The following is an 18,870-nucleotide window of genomic DNA, read 5'->3' on the forward strand; positions in this document are numbered from 1 at the left end:
GGCGCGCCCGGCCCCGCCCCCCCCCCCCCCCCCCGGCCCCCCCCCCCCCCCCCCCCCCCGCCCCCGCCCCCCCCCGCCCCCCCCCCCCCCCCCCGGCCCGGTGCCCTGGGTGCTGTCGGCGAAAACGCCGGCCTCGCTGGCCGCGCAGGCGCGGCGGCTGCAGGCGCACGTAGGGGCCGCACAGGGGGTCCGCGCCGCAGATGTGGGGTACTCGCTCGCGAACTCCCGGGCTACGTTCGAGCAACGGGCGGTGCTCGTGACCACCGGCGAGGACGGCGGCCACGACCCGCTGGGCGCGCTCGCCCACGGCCGGGCCGTCCCCGGCCTGGTGCGGGGCGGCGCCCGCCACGGGGGCAAGGTCGCCTTCGTCTTTCCCGGGCAGGGCTCGCAGTGGGTGGGGATGGCTTTGGACCTGATGGACACGTCGCCGGCGTTCGCGGCCCGCATGCGGGACTGCGAACGCGCGCTGGCGCCGTTCGCCGGCTGGTCGCTGTCCGAAGTGCTCGGTGACGAGGCATCGCTCGAACGGGTCGACGTCGTGCAGCCCGCGTTGTTCGCCGTGATGGTGTCGCTGGCCGAGGTCTGGCGCGCCCACGGGGTTTCCCCGGACGCCGTGCTCGGCCACTCCCAAGGTGAGATCGCCGCGGCCGTGGTCTCGGGCGCACTGTCCCTCCAGGACGGTGCCCGCGTGGTCGCGTTGCGCAGCAAGGCGATCCTGGCGCTGGCCGGTCACGGCGGGATGGTTTCGGTCGCGGCGCCCTTGACCGACGTCGAGGAGCGGCTGACCGAAGGGACCTCGATCGCCGCCGTCAACGGCCCGGCCGCGGTGGTGGTGTCCGGCTCGCCCGCCGCCCTCGACGAGCTCATCGCTTCCTGTGAGGCCCAGGGCATCCGCGCGAAGCGGGTTCCGGTGGACTACGCGTCACACTCGGCCCAGGTCGAAGCGATCGAAGCCGAATTGCGCGAACTACTTGCCCCGATCACGCCGCGGTCGTCGGAGATCGCCTTCTACTCCACGGTGACCGCCGAACCGATCGACACCGCCGGGCTCGACGGCCCCTACTGGTACGCCAACCTGCGCAACCCGGTGCTGTTCGACGCGACCACGCGGCGGCTGGCCGAGGACGGCTACGACACCTTCGTCGAATGCAGCCCCCACCCGGTGCTCACGATGAGCGTCCAGGACACTGTGGACGAAGCCGTCGTCACCGGCACGCTGCGCCGCGGCGAAGGCGGCCTCGACCGGCTGTACACGTCGTTCGCCGAGGCGTGGGTGCACGGCGTCGACCTCGACTGGACACCCGCGTTCGGTGAAGGTGCGCGGCTGGTTCCGCTGCCGACGTACGCCTTCGACCACCAGCGGTACTGGCTGGACCCGGCCCCGGCGGCCGCCCCCGGCGACGGGCTCTGGACGGCCCTGGAGGAAACCGGTGACCTCGCCGGTGTGCTCGGCGTGGACCAGGGCGCGCTCGACGAGGTGCTGCCCGCCCTGACGCGGTGGCGCACGCGGCGCACCGAGGAATCCACTGTGGACTCCTGGTGCGTGAAGGTCGGCTGGACGCCCGTCGCCGAACCCGCGCTGCCGTTGCTGTCCGGGCGCTGGCTCGCGCTCGTGCCCGCCGGGGTGAGCCGGTTCGTCACCGCGGTGCTCGACGCGCTCGCTTCGCGCGGTGCCGACGTCGTCTCCGCCCCTTCGGACGAGCTACCGCCGGGGGAGTACGCCGGTGTGGTTTCGTTGCTGGGCCTGGACGAAACGCCGCTGCCGGGGCACCCGCTGATCGCGACCGGCGTGGCCGCGACGGCCGCGCTGGCCCCGGCGCTGGCCGCCGCCGGGATCGACGCTCCACTGTGGCTGCTCACCCGCGGCGCGGTGGCCGCCGGGCCCGGCGACGCGCCGGCGTCGAGCGTGCCCGCGCAGCTGTGGGGGCTCGGCCGCGTGATCGGCCTGGAGTACCCCGGCCTCTGGGGCGGCCTGGTCGACCTGCCCGCGGTGCTCGACGAGCGCGCCGCGGACCGGCTGGCCGGGCTGCTGGCCGAGCCGTCCGGCGAGGACCAGCTCGCGGTCCGGGAGCAGGGGATCCTCGCCCGGCGGCTGCGCCCGGCGCGTCCCGCACCGGCGGGCGAGCCGTGGCGGCCGCGGGGAACCGTGCTGGTCACCGGCGGCACCGGCGCGCTCGGCGCGCACGTCGCCCGCTGGCTGGGCCGCTCGGGTGCCGAACACCTCGTGCTCACCAGCCGCCGCGGCGAGGCCGCTCCCGGCGCCGCCGAACTCGCCGAAGAGCTGCGGGGGTACGGCTGCGCGGTGACCATCGCCGCGTGCGACGTCGCCGAGCGCAAGGCGGTCGAAGCGCTGCTGGACGACCTCGGCGAGCCGCCGGTGGCGGTCGTGCACGCGGCCGGGCTGCCGCAGTCGGGCACCCTCGCCGAGACCGGCCTGGACGAGTTCGAAGACGTCCTCGCGGCCAAGGTCGCGGGCGCCGCGCACCTGGACGCGCTGCTCGGCGACGACCTCGAAGCGTTCGTGCTGTTCTCCTCCAACTCCGGCGTCTGGGGCAGCGCGGGCCAGGGCGCCTACGCCGCCGCGAACGCCTACCTGGACGCCCTGGCCGAACAGCGGCGCGCCCGCGGGGTGAAGGCGACGTCGGTGGCCTGGGGCCTGTGGGCCGGCGGTGGCATGGCGTCCGACGAGGGCGAACAGCAGCTGCGCCGCCGCGGCCTGCGGCCGATGGCACCCGAGCGGGCCGTGGCCGCGCTGCAGGGCGCGCTCGACCGCGACGAGACCTTCCTCGCCGTCGCCGACGTCGACTGGGCGCGGTTCGTGCCCGCCTTCACGGCGTCGCGGCGCCGCCCGCTGATCGAGGACCTGCCGGCCGTCCGGCACGTGCTGGACCGGCTGGCCGCCGAGCAGGAGCGCCACGACGAGGGCGCCGCGGCCGGGTGGCGCGAGCGGCTGGCCGGGCGGCCGGCCGCCGAACGCGACCGGGCCGTGCTCGACCTGGTCCGCTCCGAGGCCGCGGCCGTGCTCGGCCACCGCGGCGCCGAGGCGATCGGCAGCACCCGGCCGTTCCGCGACCTCGGGTTCGACTCGGTGACCGCGGTCGAGGTGCGCAACCGGCTGCGCGAGGTCACCGGCCTGCGGCTGGCGGCCACCGCCGTCTTCGACCACCCGACGCCGGTCGCGCTGGCCCGGTTCCTGGTGGCGGAGATCGCGCCCGGCGGCACGCCTGCGGAGTCGGCGTTCGGCGCGCTCGACCGGCTCGAGGCGTCGCTTACGGACCTTGCGGAGCCGGACGAGAACGTCCGGATGCGCGTCGAAATGCGGCTGAAGTCGCTGCTGAACCGCTGGAGCGCGGAGACGGCCCCCGCTCCGGTTCCGGCTCCGCAGGCGGAGCTGGCCGGTGCCTCCGCGGCCGAGGTCTTCGCCTTCATCGACAACGAGCTCGGAATTTCCCCGCCGCCGGCGCAGTGACGCCCTGACTGGACGAACGGATGAGGTTGGCGATGTCAGAGCAGGACAAGCTCCTCGAGTACCTCAAGCGCGTGACCGCCGACCTGCACCAGACCCGGCAGCGGCTGCAGGCGGCGGAGGCGGCCGAGCAGGAGCCGATCGCCATCATCTCCCTGGCCTGCCGGTACCCGGGCGGGGTGGCCTCGCCCGAGGACCTGTGGGGCCTCGTCGCGAGCGGCACCGACGCGATGTCGGCCTTCCCGGAGGACCGCGGCTGGGACGTCGAGCGCATGTACGGCGCGGAGGGCGCGCGGGCGGTCGAAGGCGGGTTCGTCCACGACGCGGCGTCCTTCGACCCCGGCCTCTTCGGCATTTCGCCGCGCGAGGCCCTGGCCATGGACCCGCAGCAGCGGCTGCTGCTGGAGACGTCCTGGGAGCTCCTGGAACGCGGCCGGCTCGACCCGTTTTCCCTGCGCGGCAGCCGGACCGGTGTGTTCATCGGCGCCAACGCGTCCGGCTACAGCAGCACTCTGCAGGGTGCGGCGGGCTCCGAAGGCTACCTGCTCACCGGCGAGGCGCCCAGCGTCATGTCGGGGCGGTTGTCGTACACCTTCGGGCTGGAAGGCCCTTCGATCACCGTGGACACGGCCTGCTCGTCGTCACTGGTCGCGCTGCACTGGGCGTGCCAGGCGCTGCGGCAGGACGAATGCGGCCTCGCGCTGGCCGGCGGCGTCACGGTGATGGTGAGCCCGCTGGCGTTCGCGGAGTTCAGCCGCCAGCGCGGGCTGGCGTCCGACGGCCGGTGCAAGTCCTTCGCGGACGCCGCCGACGGCACCGGCTGGGGCGAAGGTGTCGGCATGGTCCTGCTGGAACGGTTGTCCGACGCCCAGCGCAACGGGCACGAGATCCTCGGCGTGCTCCGGGGTTCCGCGGTGAACTCCGATGGCGCGTCCAACGGCCTGACCGCGCCGAACGGCCCATCGCAGCAACGGGTCATCCGCGCGGCTCTGGCCGGTGCGGGACTGTCCACTTCGGACGTGGACGCGGTCGAGGCACACGGCACCGGAACGGCCTTGGGTGACCCGATCGAGGCGCAGGCTCTGCTGGCGACCTACGGCCAGGACCGGCCCGCGGACCGGCCGTTGTGGCTCGGGGCGCTGAAGTCGAACATCGGGCACACGCAGTCGGCGTCCGGGATCGCGGGCGTCATCAAGATGGTGCTGGCGCTGCGGCACGAACTGCTGCCGCGCACGCTGCACGTCGACGCCCCTTCGTCCGAAGTGGACTGGTCGGCGGGTGCGGTGGAGCTGCTCACTACGGCACGCCCGTGGCCGGCCGGGGATTCGCCGCGGCGGGCGGGTGTCTCGGCGTTCGGGGTCAGTGGGACGAACGTGCACGTGATCGTCGAGGAGGCACCGGCGGTTGTTCCGCTTTCGCCTGCTGCGCCTGCGGAGGGGCTGTTGCCGTGGGTGGTTTCCGGGGCGAGTGCGGCCGCGGTGCGTTCGCAGGCTCGGCGACTGCTGGCCGCCGACCCGGACCCGGTCGACGGCGGGTATTCCCTGGCCGTCACCCGCGCGGCGCTCGGTCACCGGGCGGTGGTGCTCGGCGCCGATCGTGACTCGCTGCGGGACGGCCTGACGCGGCTCGCGGACGGCGAGGACGTCGTCGGGACCGCCGATCCGGATGCGGCGCTGGCGGTGCTGTTCACCGGCCAGGGTGCGCAGCGGGCCGGGATGGGGCTGGAGCTGTACTCGCGGTTTCCGGTGTATGCCAAGGCTTTCGACGAGGTGCTGGCGCACTTCGATCCTTCGGTGCGGGAGGCGTTCGACGACCCCTCGCTGCTGGACCGGACGGAGTTCACGCAGCCGGCGTTGTTCGCGCTCGAGGTGGCGTTGTACCGGCTGGTTTCGTCGTTCGGTGTCCGCCCGGATTTCGTGGCCGGGCATTCGATCGGTGAAATCTCGGCCGCTCATGTGGCCGGTGTGCTGTCCCTTTCGGACGCTTGCCGGCTGGTTTCGGCGCGTGCTTCGCTGATGCAGGCGTTGCCCGCGGGCGGGGCGATGGTGTCGATCGCCGCGCCGGAGTCCGCTGTGGACCTGCCCGAGGGCGTCTCGATCGCGGCGGTGAACGGACCGGAGTCCGTGGTGATCTCGGGTGTCGAGGCCGCGGTGCTGGCCGTCGCCGCGGAATTCGCCGAGCGTGGTGTCAAGACGAAGCGGCTTGCGGTGAGCCACGCGTTCCACTCGCCGTTGATGGACCCGATGCTGGCCGGCTTCCGGGCCGTGGCCGAGTCGTTGACGTACCACCCGGCGCAGATACCGGTGATCTCGAATGTGAGCGGTGCTCTCGCGTCGCCGTTCACGGCGGACTACTGGGTGCGGCATGTCCGCGAAGCGGTCCGGTTCGCCGATGGCATGGCCACGCTCGAAGCCGAGGGCGCGCGCATCTTCCTGGAGCTGGGCCCCGACGGCGTCCTCAGCGCGCTGGCCGGCGGCACGGCGGTCCCGGCGTTGCGACGAGACCGCTCTGAAGAGAGAGCACTGCTCACAGCGTTGAGCACTGTTCACACTCGCGGCGTGGACGTCGACTGGGCGGCGTTCTTCCCGGGCGGCCGCCGCGTCGACCTGCCGCCGTACGCGTTCCAGCGTGACCGCTTCTGGCCACGCGGCGGCGCCGTCCAGGGTGACGCGGGTTCGCTCGGCCTGGGCGCGCTGGACCACCCGCTGCTCGGCGCGGCGGTCACCCTGGCGGGCCACGACGGTGTGGTGTTGACCGGCCGGTTGTCGCTGGAAACGCAGCCGTGGCTGGCCGGGCACGCGCTCGGCGGGACGGTTCTGGTGCCGGGGACGGCCTTGCTGGAGCTGGCGATCCGCGCGGGCGACCAGGTCGGCTGCGATGTGGTCGAGGAGCTGACGCTTGAAGCGCCGCTGGTCCTGCCCGAGCGGGGAGGGGTGGCGGTCCAGGTGTTCGTGGGCCCGGCGGACGGCGCGGGCCGCCGCGAACTGACGCTCCACGCCCGCCCGGACGACGGAGCGGCCCCCGGCCAGGACACCTGGACCCGCCACGCAAGCGGCCTCCTGACCACGGGTGGCGCCCAGCCATCGGAGCTGACCACGTGGCCCCCGCCGGGCGCGGAGCGAGTGCCGTTCGACGGCCTGTACGACCAGCTCGCGGGCTTGGGTTTCACGTACGGCCCGGCATTCCAGGGGCTGCAGGCGGTCTGGCGCCGCGGCGAGGAGACGTTCGCCGAGGTGGCGCTGCCGGAGGAGTTCCGAGGGGACGCGGAGGCATTCGGCCTCCACCCGGCGTTGCTGGACGCGGCTCTCCACCCGCTGGGCTTGGCGGCCCCGCCCGGCGATGCGGGTTTCGCCGCCGCGCCGCCGAATTCCGCCCACCCGGCTGGTGCGAGCGCGGCCCACCTCGCCACCGCCGCTTCGGCGGCCGGCCCTACCTCGCCGGCCGGTGCGAGCGCGGCCAACCTCGCCACCATCGCTTCGGCGGCCGGCCCCGCCCACCCGGCCGGTGCCGCCCCCACCTCCCCGGCCCCCACCGGCGGCATGCCGTTCTCCTGGAGCGGCGTCTCCCTCCACGCCACCGGCGCCACCGCCCTCCGCGTCCACCTCGCCCCGGCCGGCGACAACACCATCTCCGTCGCCGTCCACGATCTCGCCGGTGGGCCCGTCGCCTCCGTCGATTCCCTCGTTCTCCGCCCCATCTCGGCCGAACCCACCGCCCCCGCCCAAGACGGCTCCCTCTTCCGCCTCGACCACACCCCCATCCCCGCCGGCCCGCGAACCGAAGCCGTCGTCCTCGAACCCAATCCCTTCCACCTCGACCTCCCCCCAGTGTCCGATATGGACACCGACGCCACCGCGGTCCTCGCCGCCATCGACGGCCGAGACGTCAAGGCGAGCACCCACCGCACCCTCGCCCTCCTCCAAGCCTGGCTGGCAAAAGACCGTCCCGGCCGCCTCGTCGTCGTCACCCGCGATGCCGGCACCGACCCCGCCGCGGCCGCCGCCCACGGGCTCGTCCGGTCCGCCCAGTCCGAACACCCCGGCCGCTTCCAGCTCCTCGACCTCGACCACACCCCGCCGCCCGAGCTCGCCACCCTGCCCGCCGAACCCCAGGTCGCCGTTCGCGACGGTGCCTTCACCGCACCGCGGCTCGTCCGGGCCCACGCCGGTGCCCTGAGCCTCCCGAACGAACCCTGGCGGCTGACAACCACCGGCGGCACCCTCGACGGCCTCGCCCTCCGGCCCGCACCCCCGCAGCCCCTCGCTCCGGGCCAGGTCCGGGTCGCCGTGCGCGCGGCCGGCGTCAACTTCCGGGACGTCCTCATCGCCCTCGGCATGTACCCCGATCCCGCCGCCGTTCTCGGGTCCGAGGCCGCCGGGGTCGTCACCGAAGTCGCGCCGGACGTCACCGGGCACGCCGTCGGCGACCGTGTCTTCGGCCTGTTCACCGGCGCGTTCGGCCCCACGGCGACCACTGATGCCCGCTTCCTCGCGAAGGTGCCTGACGGCTGGACCTTCGCGCAGGCCGCCTCCGTCCCCGTCGCCTTCGTCACCGCCTACTACGCCCTCTTCGACCTCGGTGGCCTCGAAGCCGGCCAGTCCGTGCTCGTCCACGCGGCCGCCGGCGGCGTCGGGATGGCCGCCGTGCAGCTCGCCCGCTGGAAGAACGCCGAGGTCTTCGCCACCGCGAGCCCGGCGAAGCAGGACGCCGTCCGCGCGCTCGGCGTCGAGCACATCGCGTCCTCACGGGACCTCGGGTTCGCGACGCGGTTCGAGCCCGTCGACGTCGTCCTGAACTCCCTGACCGGTCCGTTCACCGACGCCTCCCTCGCCCTCCTCAAGCCCGGCGGCCGGTTCCTCGAGATGGGCAAGACCGACCTCCGCGACCCCGAAGGCGTCACCTACCTCCCGTTCGACCTCGGCGACCCGAGCCCCGAGCGCATCCGGGAGATCCTCCACACCCTCCTGACGCTGTTCGCGAGCGGCGAGCTGAACCCCCTGCCGACCCGGGTCTGGGACGTCGTCCGCGCGCCCGACGCGTTCCGGTTCATCAGCCAGGCCAAGCACGTCGGCAAGAACGTCCTGACCGTCCCGGCCACCCCGGACCCGGACGGCACCGTCCTCGTCACCGGCGGCACCGGCACCCTCGGCGGCCTCCTGGCCCGCCACCTCGTGACCACGCACGGCGTCAAGAACCTCCTGCTGACCAGCCGACGCGGCCTCGACGCCCCGGGCGCGGCCGAACTGGCCGCCGAACTGACCGCCGCGGGCGCGAACGTCCGCGTCGAGCGCTGCGACGTCACCGACCGCGCCGCCCTCGGGGAACTCCTCGACCCGGTGCACCTCACCGGCGTCGTCCACACCGCGGGCGTGCTCGACGACGGCGTCCTCGACTCCCTGACCCCGGACCGGATCGACGCGGTCGTCGGGCCGAAGGTCGACGCCGCGCTGAACCTGCACGAGCTGACCCTCGACTGCGACCTCGCCTGGTTCGCGCTGTACTCCTCGCTCGCCGGCGTGGCCGGGGCCGCCGGCCAGGCCAACTACGCCGCCGCCAACGCCGCGCTCGACGCGCTCGCCACCCGCCGCCGCGCCGAGGGCCTGCCCGGTGTCTCCCTCGCCTGGGGCCAGTGGGCCGAGGCGAGCGGCATGACCGGCACGCTCGGCGACGAGGACCTCTCCCGGATCGCGCGGTCCGGCATCGGCGCCCTCGACACCGCGGAAGCGCTTGCGCTGTTCGACGCCGCGCTGGTCGCGGGCGCCGGGTGCGTGGTCCCGGTCCGCGTCGACCTCGCCGCCCTGCGCGCCCAGGCCGAGCACCTGCCCGCGCTGTGGCACGGCCTGGTCCGCGTGCGCACGCGCCGCGCGGCCGGGGCGGCGCCGGGCACCGACGGCCTCGCCGCGCGCCTGGCCGGGCTCGGCGGCGACGACGTCCGCCGGTTCCTGCTCGACCTCGTCCGCACGCACGTCGCCGCGGTCCTCGGCCATGACGGCGCCGACGCCGTCGAGCCGCAGAAGGCGTTCAAGGACCTGGGTTTCGACTCCCTGACCGCCGTCGAGCTGCGCAACCGGCTCACCGCGGTGACCGGCCTGCGGCTGCCCGCGACGGTCGTCTTCGACCACCCGAACCCGCAGGCGCTGGCCGCGCTGCTGCAGGCCGAAGTCGCCGGCGACGACCGGCCGGCGGCGAAGGCGGTCACCGCGGTCGTCGACGGTGATCCGATCGCCATCGTCGCGATGAGCTGCCGCTACCCGGGGGACGTGACGTCGCCGGAAGACCTGTGGCGCCTGGTCGAAACCGGCCGCGACGCCCTCACGCCGCTGCCCGCGGACCGCGGCTGGGACCTCGCCGCGCTGGGTGCCGCCGAGGGCGGGTTCGTGCACGACGCCGGCGGCTTCGACGCCGAGTTCTTCGGCATCTCGCCGCACGAAGCCCTGGCCATGGACCCCCAGCAGCGGCTGCTGCTGGAAGTCTCCTGGGAGGCACTGGAACGCGCCGGGATCGACCCGCGCTCGCTGCGCGGCAGCAGCACCGGCGTGTTCGTCGGCGCCGCGCACCAGGCGTACGGCAGCGGCGTCGCCGAGGTGGCGGCCGGCGTCGAAGGGCACCTGCTGACCGGCAACGCCACCAGCGTCGTCTCCGGTCGTGTCTCCTACACCTTCGGTTTCGAAGGCCCGGCCGTCAGCGTCGACACCGCGTGCTCGTCGTCCCTGGTCGCGCTGCACTGGGCGACCCAGGCGCTGCGCCGCGGCGAGTGCGACCTGGCCCTCGCCGGGGGTGTCGCGGTGATGGCGCAGCCCGGCATGTTCGTGGAGTTCGACCGCCAGGGCGGCCTGGCGTCCGACGGCCGCTGCAAGGCGTTCGCGGAGGCGGCGGACGGCACCGGCTGGGGCGAAGGCGCCGGCCTGGTGCTGCTCGAACGGCTGTCGGACGCACGTCGCCACGGCCACGAAGTCCTGGCGCTCGTCCGCGGTTCCGCGGTCAACTCCGACGGCGCGTCCAACGGCCTCACCGCCCCCAACGGTCCCTCCCAGCAGCGGGTCATCCGGGCCGCGCTCGCCGGCGCGGGCCTGGCGCCGTCCGATGTGGACGCCGTCGAGGCGCACGGTACGGGCACCACGCTCGGCGACCCGATCGAGGCCCAGGCCCTTTTGGACACTTACGGACAGGACCGCGAGGAGCCGCTTCGGCTGGGCTCGCTCAAGTCGAACATCGGGCACACGCAGGCCGCCGCGGGTATCGCGGGGGTGATCAAGGTCGTCATGGCGCTGCGGCACGGCGTCCTGCCGAAGACGCTGCACGTGGACGCGCCATCGTCGCGTGTGGACTGGGAGTCCGGCGCGATCGAGCTGCTCACCGACGCCCGGCGCTGGCCCGATACGGGACGGCCGCGCCGTGCGGGCATCTCGTCGTTCGGTATTTCGGGCACCAACGCGCACACGATCATCGAACAGGCCCCGGTCGCTCCTCAGCCGGTGCCCGCCGCGCCCGCCGGCCTGGTGCCGTGGCTGCTGTCAGCTCGCGATGCCGACGCGCTCGCCGCGCAGGCGGAACGTCTTCGCAGGCACGTCGAGGCTCGGCCGGAGCTTGCGCCCGTCGACGTCGGGTTTTCTCTGACCGAGCGCGCCGCCCTCGAACACCGGCTCGTGGTTTTGGGCGGTGACCGCGGGGAACTCTTGGCCGCTCTGGAAAATCCGGCCGTGTCCGGGGTTGCGCGGCCTGATCGGCGGCTGGCGGTGTTGTTCACCGGCCAGGGTGCGCAGCGGGTGAGCATGGGACTTGAGCTCTACGAGCGGTTCCCGGTTTACGCCTCGGCCTTCGATGAGGTCTGCGGCCACTTTCCGGGCTTGCTGCCCGCTTTCGAGGATGCCGAGCTGCTCGACCGGACCGAGTTCACGCAGCCCGCGTTGTTCGCTCTTGAGGTCGCGCTGTTCCGGTTGGTCGAGTCGTTCGGTGTCCGTCCGGATTTCGTGGCGGGGCATTCGATCGGTGAAATCTCGGCTGCGCAGGTGGCCGGGGTGTTGTCTCTTGAGGACGCTTGCCGCCTGGTTTCGGCGCGGGCCTCGTTGATGCAGGCGTTGCCCGCGGGCGGGGCGATGGTCTCGATCGCCGCGGCCGAGTCCGAGATCCCCCTCGCCGAGGGTGTCTCGATCGCGGCGGTGAACGGCCCCGAGTCGGTGGTCATCTCGGGCGACGAGGCTGCGGTGCTGGCGATCGCGGCGCAGTTCCCCAAGACGAAGCGCCTCACGGTCAGCCACGCGTTCCACTCGCCGCTGATGGATCCGATGCTCGACGAATTCCGCTCGGTGGCCGAGACCCTGACCTACCACCCGGCGCGGATACCGGTGCTCTCGAATGTGAGCGGTGCTCTCGCCGAGCCGTTCACGGCGGACTACTGGGTCCGCCACGTGCGCGAAACCGTCCGCTTCGCCGACGGCGTCTCGGCTTTGAAGGCCGCGGGAGCGGACGTTTTCCTGGAGCTGGGCCCGGACGGCGTGCTCAGCGCAATGGTCGACGGCCTCGCGATCCCGGCGTTGCGACGCGACCGCTCCGAAGAGAGAGCACTGCTCACAGCTCTGAGCACCGCTCACGCCAACGGCATCGAGGTCGACTGGACACCGTTCGTCGCCGGCGGCCGGCGAGTCGACCTGCCCACGTACGCCTTCCAGCACCGGAACTACTGGCTCACGGCAGACCCCGGCGCGGCGCCCGGCGGTGACTCCGGGTTCTGGGACGTCGTGCGCAGCGGCGAGCTGGCTGCCGAGCTGGAACTGCCGGAGGACGTCGCCGAGGCAGTCACCCCGGCCCTGTCGGCCTGGTACCGGCGCCGCACCCGAAAATCCACAGTGGACTCCTGGCGCTACACCACCACGTGGCGCCCGGTACCGACGGAGCCGACCGCACTCACCGGCAACTGGCTGCTGGTCGTGCCGGAGGAGGCCGAGCCGGGCGTCGCGGCGGCCATCGCGCAGACAATGATCGAACGCGGAGCCCGCATCACCCCGGTCCGAATCGACCCCCGACTGCCACGCGCGGAGTTCACCGACCGCCTCCGCAAGGCATTGACCGCCTCCGAAGGCCCCGGCACGCATCGATCACCAGCCCCGCCCGAGAACGGCGCCGAGATCGCGGCGGCTGGTGTGCCTTCCTCGCCGGCTCTGCCCGACGGCAGCCGCGGGGTCGCAGCGGCGGACGGTGCCCTCTCCTCGTCGGGCCCCGCCGAGGATGGCGTCCGGATCGCGGCGGCAGCCGGTGCGCTTCCATCGCCGACCCCGGCCGACAATGGCCGCGAGGTCGTGGCGGACGGTGCCCTTTCCTCGTCGACCCCCGCCGAGGATGGCGGCGGGATCGCGGCAGCAGCCGGTGCGCTTCCATCGCCAGCTCCGGCCGGGGCGGTCGCGGCGGTCGACGGTGTCCTCTCCCTCTTGGCCCTCACCGAAGGCGCCCAAGGCGCCGCGGCCGGCACCGCCACCCTCCTCCAATCCCTCGGCGACCTCCAAACCTCCGCCCGCCTCTGGTGTCTCACCCGCGGCGCAGTCGCCGCTGTCCGCGCGGACCGCGTCGATTCCCCGGCGCAAGCCCAGGTCTGGGGCCTCGGCCGCACCGCCGCCATGGAACTGCCCCAACGCTGGGGTGGCCTCATCGACCTCCCCGCCGACCTCGACGATCGCGCCCGCGGGCGGCTCGCCGCCGTGCTTGCCGGTGCCGAAGACGAAGTTGCCCTTCGGGCCTCCGGGGTCTTCGCGCGACGGCTGGAACGTCGGGAGGCGTCGGCCGAAGCGTGGCGACCGCGGGGGACCGTCCTGGTCACCGGGGGTACCGGCGCGCTCGGCGCACAGGTCGCCCGCCGCCTGGCCGCCACCGGCGCTGAACGGCTGGTGCTGCTCAGCCGCCGCGGGCGTGAGGCGCCCGGGGCCGCCGATCTCGAACGGGAACTGACCGGCCTCGGCTGCGACGTCTCCATCGTGGCCTGCGACGCTGCCGACCGTGACGCGCTCGCCGCCGTCCTCCCCGATGATCTCCGCGCGGTCGTGCACGCCGCGGGCGTCCTCGACGACGGCGTCATCGAGTCCCTCACGCCCGAGCGCTTCGATACCGTGCTGCGCGCGAAGGCGACCGCGGCCGACAACCTGTCCGCGCTCACCTCCGGTCTCGACGCGTTCGTCCTGTTCTCGTCCATGGCCGGCGCGTTCGGCGCCGCCGGCCAAGGCAGCTACGCCGCCGCCAACGCGCACCTCGACGCGCTCGCCCAGCAGCGGCGCGCTGCCGGGCTGCCCGCCGTCTCGATCGCCTGGGGTCCCTGGGCGGGCGAAGGCATGGCCGCCGGTGACGCCGAAACGCGGCGACGGCTGCGTGCCGCGGGCGTCGGCGCCCTGGAGCCCGCCCTCGCCCTCGACGCGCTGTTCCTCGAGACGGCCGCCGACGCCGTGGTGGCCGACCTCGACTGGGACGTCTACCTCCCGGCGCTGCGGGCCGTCCGGCCCCGGCCACTGTTCGCCGGATTCGCCGGGCCGCTCGAAAGTCCACACACGACCGAACCCGTCGGACTCCTGAGTGGACTATCCGAAGAGGACAGCAATCGAAGGGTCCTCGACCTGACCCGCATGCACGTTGCGGCGGTGCTCGGTTACGCCGACGCGGCGGCCGTCGACGCCGAGCGAGCGTTCTCCGACAGCGGCTTCACCTCCCTGACCGCCGTCGAGCTGCGCAACCGCCTCGACGCGGCGACCGGGCTGAGCCTGCCCGCGACGCTGGTGTTCGACCACCCGACCCCGGCCGCACTGGCCCGGCACCTGCACCGCGAGCTGCTCGGCCGCCACCCGGAACCGGCCGAGACCCGCCCGGCACCCGTCCGGGCCGACGAACCGATCGCGCTCGTCGCCATGGGCTGCCGGTTCCCCGGCTCGGTCGCCACGCCGGAGGAGCTCTGGCGGCTCGTCGCGGACGGCGTCGACGCCATGACCGGCCTGCCCGAGGACCGCGGCTGGGACCTCGGCGCGCTCTACGACCCGGACCCGGGCAAGAGCGGCCACAGCTACGTCCGCGACGGCGGGTTCCTCGACACCGCAACCGAATTCGACGCGGCGTTCTTCGGCATCTCGCCGCGCGAAGCCCTCGCCATGGACCCGCAGCAGCGCCTGCTGCTGGAGATCACCTGGGAGGTCTTCGAACGGGCCGGGATCGACCCGCAGTCGTTGCGCGGCACGAAAACCGGCGTCTTCGCCGGCACCAACGGCCAGGACTACGCGGGCCTGCTCGGCTCGGCAGGCGAGGAGGTCGGCGGCTTCATCGGCACCGGCAACGCCGCCGCGGTCGTGTCCGGCCGGCTGGCCTACGCCTTCGGCCTCGAAGGCCCGGCGCTCACCGTCGACACCGCGTGCTCGTCGTCGCTGGTCGCCATCCACCTGGCCGCGCAGGCGCTGCGCCGCGGCGAGTGCGACCTCGCGCTGGCCGGCGGCGCGACCGTGATGTCCACCCCGGCCACGTTCGTGGAGTTCAGCCGCCAGCGCGGCCTGGCGTCCGACGGCCGCTGCAAGGCGTTCGCCGACGCCGCGGACGGCACCGGCTGGGGCGAAGGCGCCGGCCTGGTGCTGCTGGAACGGCTGTCGGACGCCCGCCGCCACGGCCACCGGGTGCTGGCCGTCGTGCGCGGTTCGGCGGTGAACTCCGACGGCGCGTCCAACGGCCTGACCGCGCCGAACGGCCCCTCCCAGCAACGGGTCATCCGCGCCGCGCTGGCCGACGCCGGTCTGTCCACTTCGGACGTCGACGCCGTCGAGGCGCACGGCACCGGGACCAGGCTGGGCGACCCGATCGAGGCCCAGGCCCTGCTGGCCACCTACGGCCAGGAGCGGGAAACGCCGCTGTGGCTGGGTTCGGTGAAGTCCAACATCGGCCACACCCAGGCCGCCGCGGGCATCGCCGGGGTCATCAAGATGGTCATGGCCATGCGCCACGGCGTGCTCCCGCAAACACTGCACGTCGACGCGCCCTCGTCCCAAGTGGACTGGTCGGCGGGAGCCGTGGAGCTGCTGACCGAGCCGCGCGGGTGGCCGGCCGCCCGGCCGCGGCGGGCGGGCGTGTCGGCGTTCGGCGTCAGCGGCACCAACGCCCACCTGATCCTCGAAGCAGGGGAGCCCGAGCCCACGTCCCCGGTGCCGCCGGGGCTCACCCTCTGGCCACTGTCGGCGAAGGACGAGCAAGCCCTGCACGAGCATGCACGCCGCCTCCGCACCGCGGTCGGCGAGGACGCTCCGGCGGTCGAGGTCGGCCGCACCCTGGCGACCGGGCGGGCGGCCCTGGAACACCGGGCCGTCGTCCTCGGGGACCGGGAGCAGCTCCTGGCCGGGCTCGCGGACCTGGACAACGCCGTGCGCGGCACCGCCGTCCCCGGCGGCCGGCTGGCCGTGCTGTTCACCGGCCAGGGCGCGCAGCGCGCCGGGATGGGCCGCGAGCTCTACGACCGGTTCCCGGTGTTTGCCGACGCCTTCGACGCCGTGTGCGCCGAGTTCGACGGCCTGCTCGACGCCCCGCTGCGCGAGATCGTCTTCGACGGCGGCGAGCGGCTCGACCGGACCGGGTACACCCAGCCCGCGCTGTTCGCGATCGAAGTCGCGCTGCACCGGCTCGTCACGGCGTGGGGCGTGCGCCCGGACTTCGTCGCCGGGCACTCGATCGGCGAACTGGTCGCCGCGCACGTGGCCGGGGTCCTGTCCCTCGAGGACGCCTGCCGGTTGGTGGCCGCGCGGGCGACGCTGATGCAGGCGCTGCCCGCGGGCGGGGCGATGGTCTCGATCGCCGCCCCGGAATCGGCTGTCACCCTGACCGAAGGCGTTTCGATCGCGGCGGTCAACGGCCCCGAGTCGGTGGTGATCTCGGGCGACGAGGCCGCAGTGCTGAAGCTCGCCGCGGAATTGGCCGAGCGCGGCATCAAGACCAAGCGGCTCACCGTGAGTCACGCGTTCCACTCGTCGCTGATGGACCCGATGCTCGACGAGTTCCGGGCGGTGGCCGAGACTCTCACCTACCACCCGGCGCGGATACCGGTGCTCTCGAATGTGAGCGGTGCTCTCGCCGAGCCGTTCACCGCGGACTACTGGGTTCGCCACGTGCGCGAAGCCGTCCGGTTCGCCGACGGCATCGAGACGCTGAAAGCCGCGGGCGTGAACGTGTTCCTGGAGCTGGGGCCGGACGGCGTGCTCAGCCCGATGGTCGGCGCCGCCGCGGTCCCGGCGTTGCGGCGAGACCGCTCCGAAGAGAGAGCACTGCTCACGGCGGTGAGCACTGTTCACGTCCAGGGCATCGACGTCGACTGGGCCGCGTTCTACCCGCCGGCCCGCGCGGTCGACCTGCCCACCTACCCCTTCCGGCGGCAGCGGTTCTGGCCGGAGCCCGCGCCCGCCGCGCCGATGTCCGAAGTGGACACCGAGTTCTGGGCGGCGGTCGAAGGCGAGGACCTGGACTCGCTCGGCTCCCTGCTCGGCCTGGACGGTGACCAGCGCACCGCCGTCGCCGCCGCGCTCCCGGCCCTCTCCGGCTGGCGGCGCGAGACGCGGGCGAGCGCCGACACCTGGCGCTACCGGGTCGTCTGGCGCAAGGTGCGCGAAGAGACGGCCGCGGTATCGGGCGACTGGCTGTTCGTCCTGCCGGAGACCCTCGACGACCCATCGGCCGCGACAGCGGTGGCAGGTGCTTTCGCGACCCACGGAGCGCGGCCCCTGGTCGTCCGGGTGCCCGAGGACGCCGACCGCATCACGGTCGCGAAGCTGGTCGAGGCCAAGCTGGCCGAAGAATCCGCCACGCCGGTCGGCGCGCTTTCGCTGCTGGCCTTCGCCGCCGGCGCCCCGGCGTCGCCCGTGGCCGCCGGCCTCCCGCAGACCCTCGCCCTGGTCCAGGGCCTCGGTGACGCGGGCGTCACCGCGCCGCTGTGGTGCGCCACCCGCGGCGCGGTCGCGACGGCGGACAGCGAGCCCGTCGCCGACCCGGCCCAGGCCCAGTTCTGGGGCTTCGGCCGCACGGTCGCCATGGAACACCCCAACCGCTGGGGCGGCCTGGTCGACCTGCCGGACACCCTCAGCGCCGAGGCGGGCGAGCGGCTCTGCGCCGTCCTGGCCGCGGGCGGCGAGGACGAAATCGCCGTCCGGCCCAGCGGTGTCTTCACCCGCCGGCTCGTCCGCGACCACCGTGGTGGTCCACAGTGGACTCCGCGCGGCACGGTGCTGGTCACCGGCGGCACCGGGGCCCTCGGCGGGCACGTCACCCGCTGGCTCCTGGACCACGGCGCCGAGCACGTCGTCCTGGCGAGCCGCCGCGGCGGCGAAGCGCCGGACGAGCGGGTGACGGCCGTCGCCTGCGACGTCGCCGACCGGGACGCGGTCGCGGCCCTGCTGGCCGAGCACCCGGTGACCGCGGTGGTGCACGCGGCGGGCGTTCTCGACGACGGCGTCGTCGACACGCTCACCGGCGACCGCTTCGCCGCGGTCCTGCGGGCCAAGGTGACCGGCGCCCGGATCCTCGACGAGCTGACCGGCGACCTCGACGCCTTCGTGCTGTTCTCCTCGCTCGCCGGCGCGGTCGGCGCCGCGGGACAGGCGAACTACGCGGCGGCCAACGCCGAGCTGGACGCGCTCGCGCAGCGCCGTCGTGCGGACGGCCGCGCGGCCGTCTCGATCGCCTGGGGTCCCTGGGCGGGCGAAGGCATGGCGGCGGAAAACGCCGACCGGATGCGGCGCGCCGGAGTCACCCCGCTGCCCGCGGCCGACGCCGCGGCGGCGCTCGGCCGGCTCACCCGGTCGCAGGTCGTCGCCGACATCGACTGGGACAGCTACCCGGCGAACCGGCCGCTCTACGCCGAGCTGGCCCCCGCGGCGCCCGTCGTCGAGGCGCCCGCCGGGCTCGGCGACCGCTTGGCCGGGCTGTCCGCGGCCGACGCCGGCGACCTCGTGCTGGGTGTCGTCCGCGAGCACGTCGCGGCGGTGCTCGGCCACGGCCGGGCGGCCGACGTCGCCCCGGACCGGGCGTTCAGCGAAACCGGCTTCACGTCGCTGACCGCGGTCGAGCTCCGCAACCGCCTGGACCGCGTCACCGGCCTGAACCTGCCCGCGACGCTCATCTTCGACCACCCCTCGCCGTCCTCGCTGGCCCGGCACCTGACCGCGGAACTGCGGGAGGACGAGCGCGGGGTCGACGGGCTGCTCGACGAGCTCGGCCGCGTCGGCGCCACCCTCGGCGAGGCCGACCGGGCGCGCGTCGCGGACCAGCTGCGACTGCTCACCGCGGGCTGGGCGGGCGAACCGGCCGCCCCGAGCCTCGAATCCGCCAGCGACGAGGAGATGTTCGACCTCCTCGGCAAAGAGTTCGGCATCTCCTGACCCGGCGTCTCGCGACTGCATGGAGTGAACACG

Annotated in this window: 2 protein-coding genes; both read left to right on the top strand. The window is 74.3% G+C overall.

Annotation, left to right across the window (positions count from 1 at the left end; translation table 11 throughout):
* Window positions 1-109 precede the first annotated feature (109 nt).
* The gene (locus ABZW17_RS40405) at window positions 110-3,469 is read left to right on the top strand and encodes an SDR family NAD(P)-dependent oxidoreductase (RefSeq protein ID WP_354826336.1); all 3,360 of its coding nucleotides are present in this window, start codon (window positions 110-112) and stop codon (window positions 3,467-3,469) included.
* 32 nt (window positions 3,470-3,501) lie between these two features.
* Entirely contained in the window at window positions 3,502-18,837 is a 15,336-nt protein-coding gene (locus tag ABZW17_RS40410) for a type I polyketide synthase (RefSeq protein WP_354826338.1), read from the top strand.
* The last annotated feature ends 33 nt before the right edge of the window (window positions 18,838-18,870 follow it).

Source organism: Amycolatopsis sp. NPDC004625, from assembly GCF_040609695.1.
Classification (GTDB): domain Bacteria; phylum Actinomycetota; class Actinomycetes; order Mycobacteriales; family Pseudonocardiaceae; genus Amycolatopsis.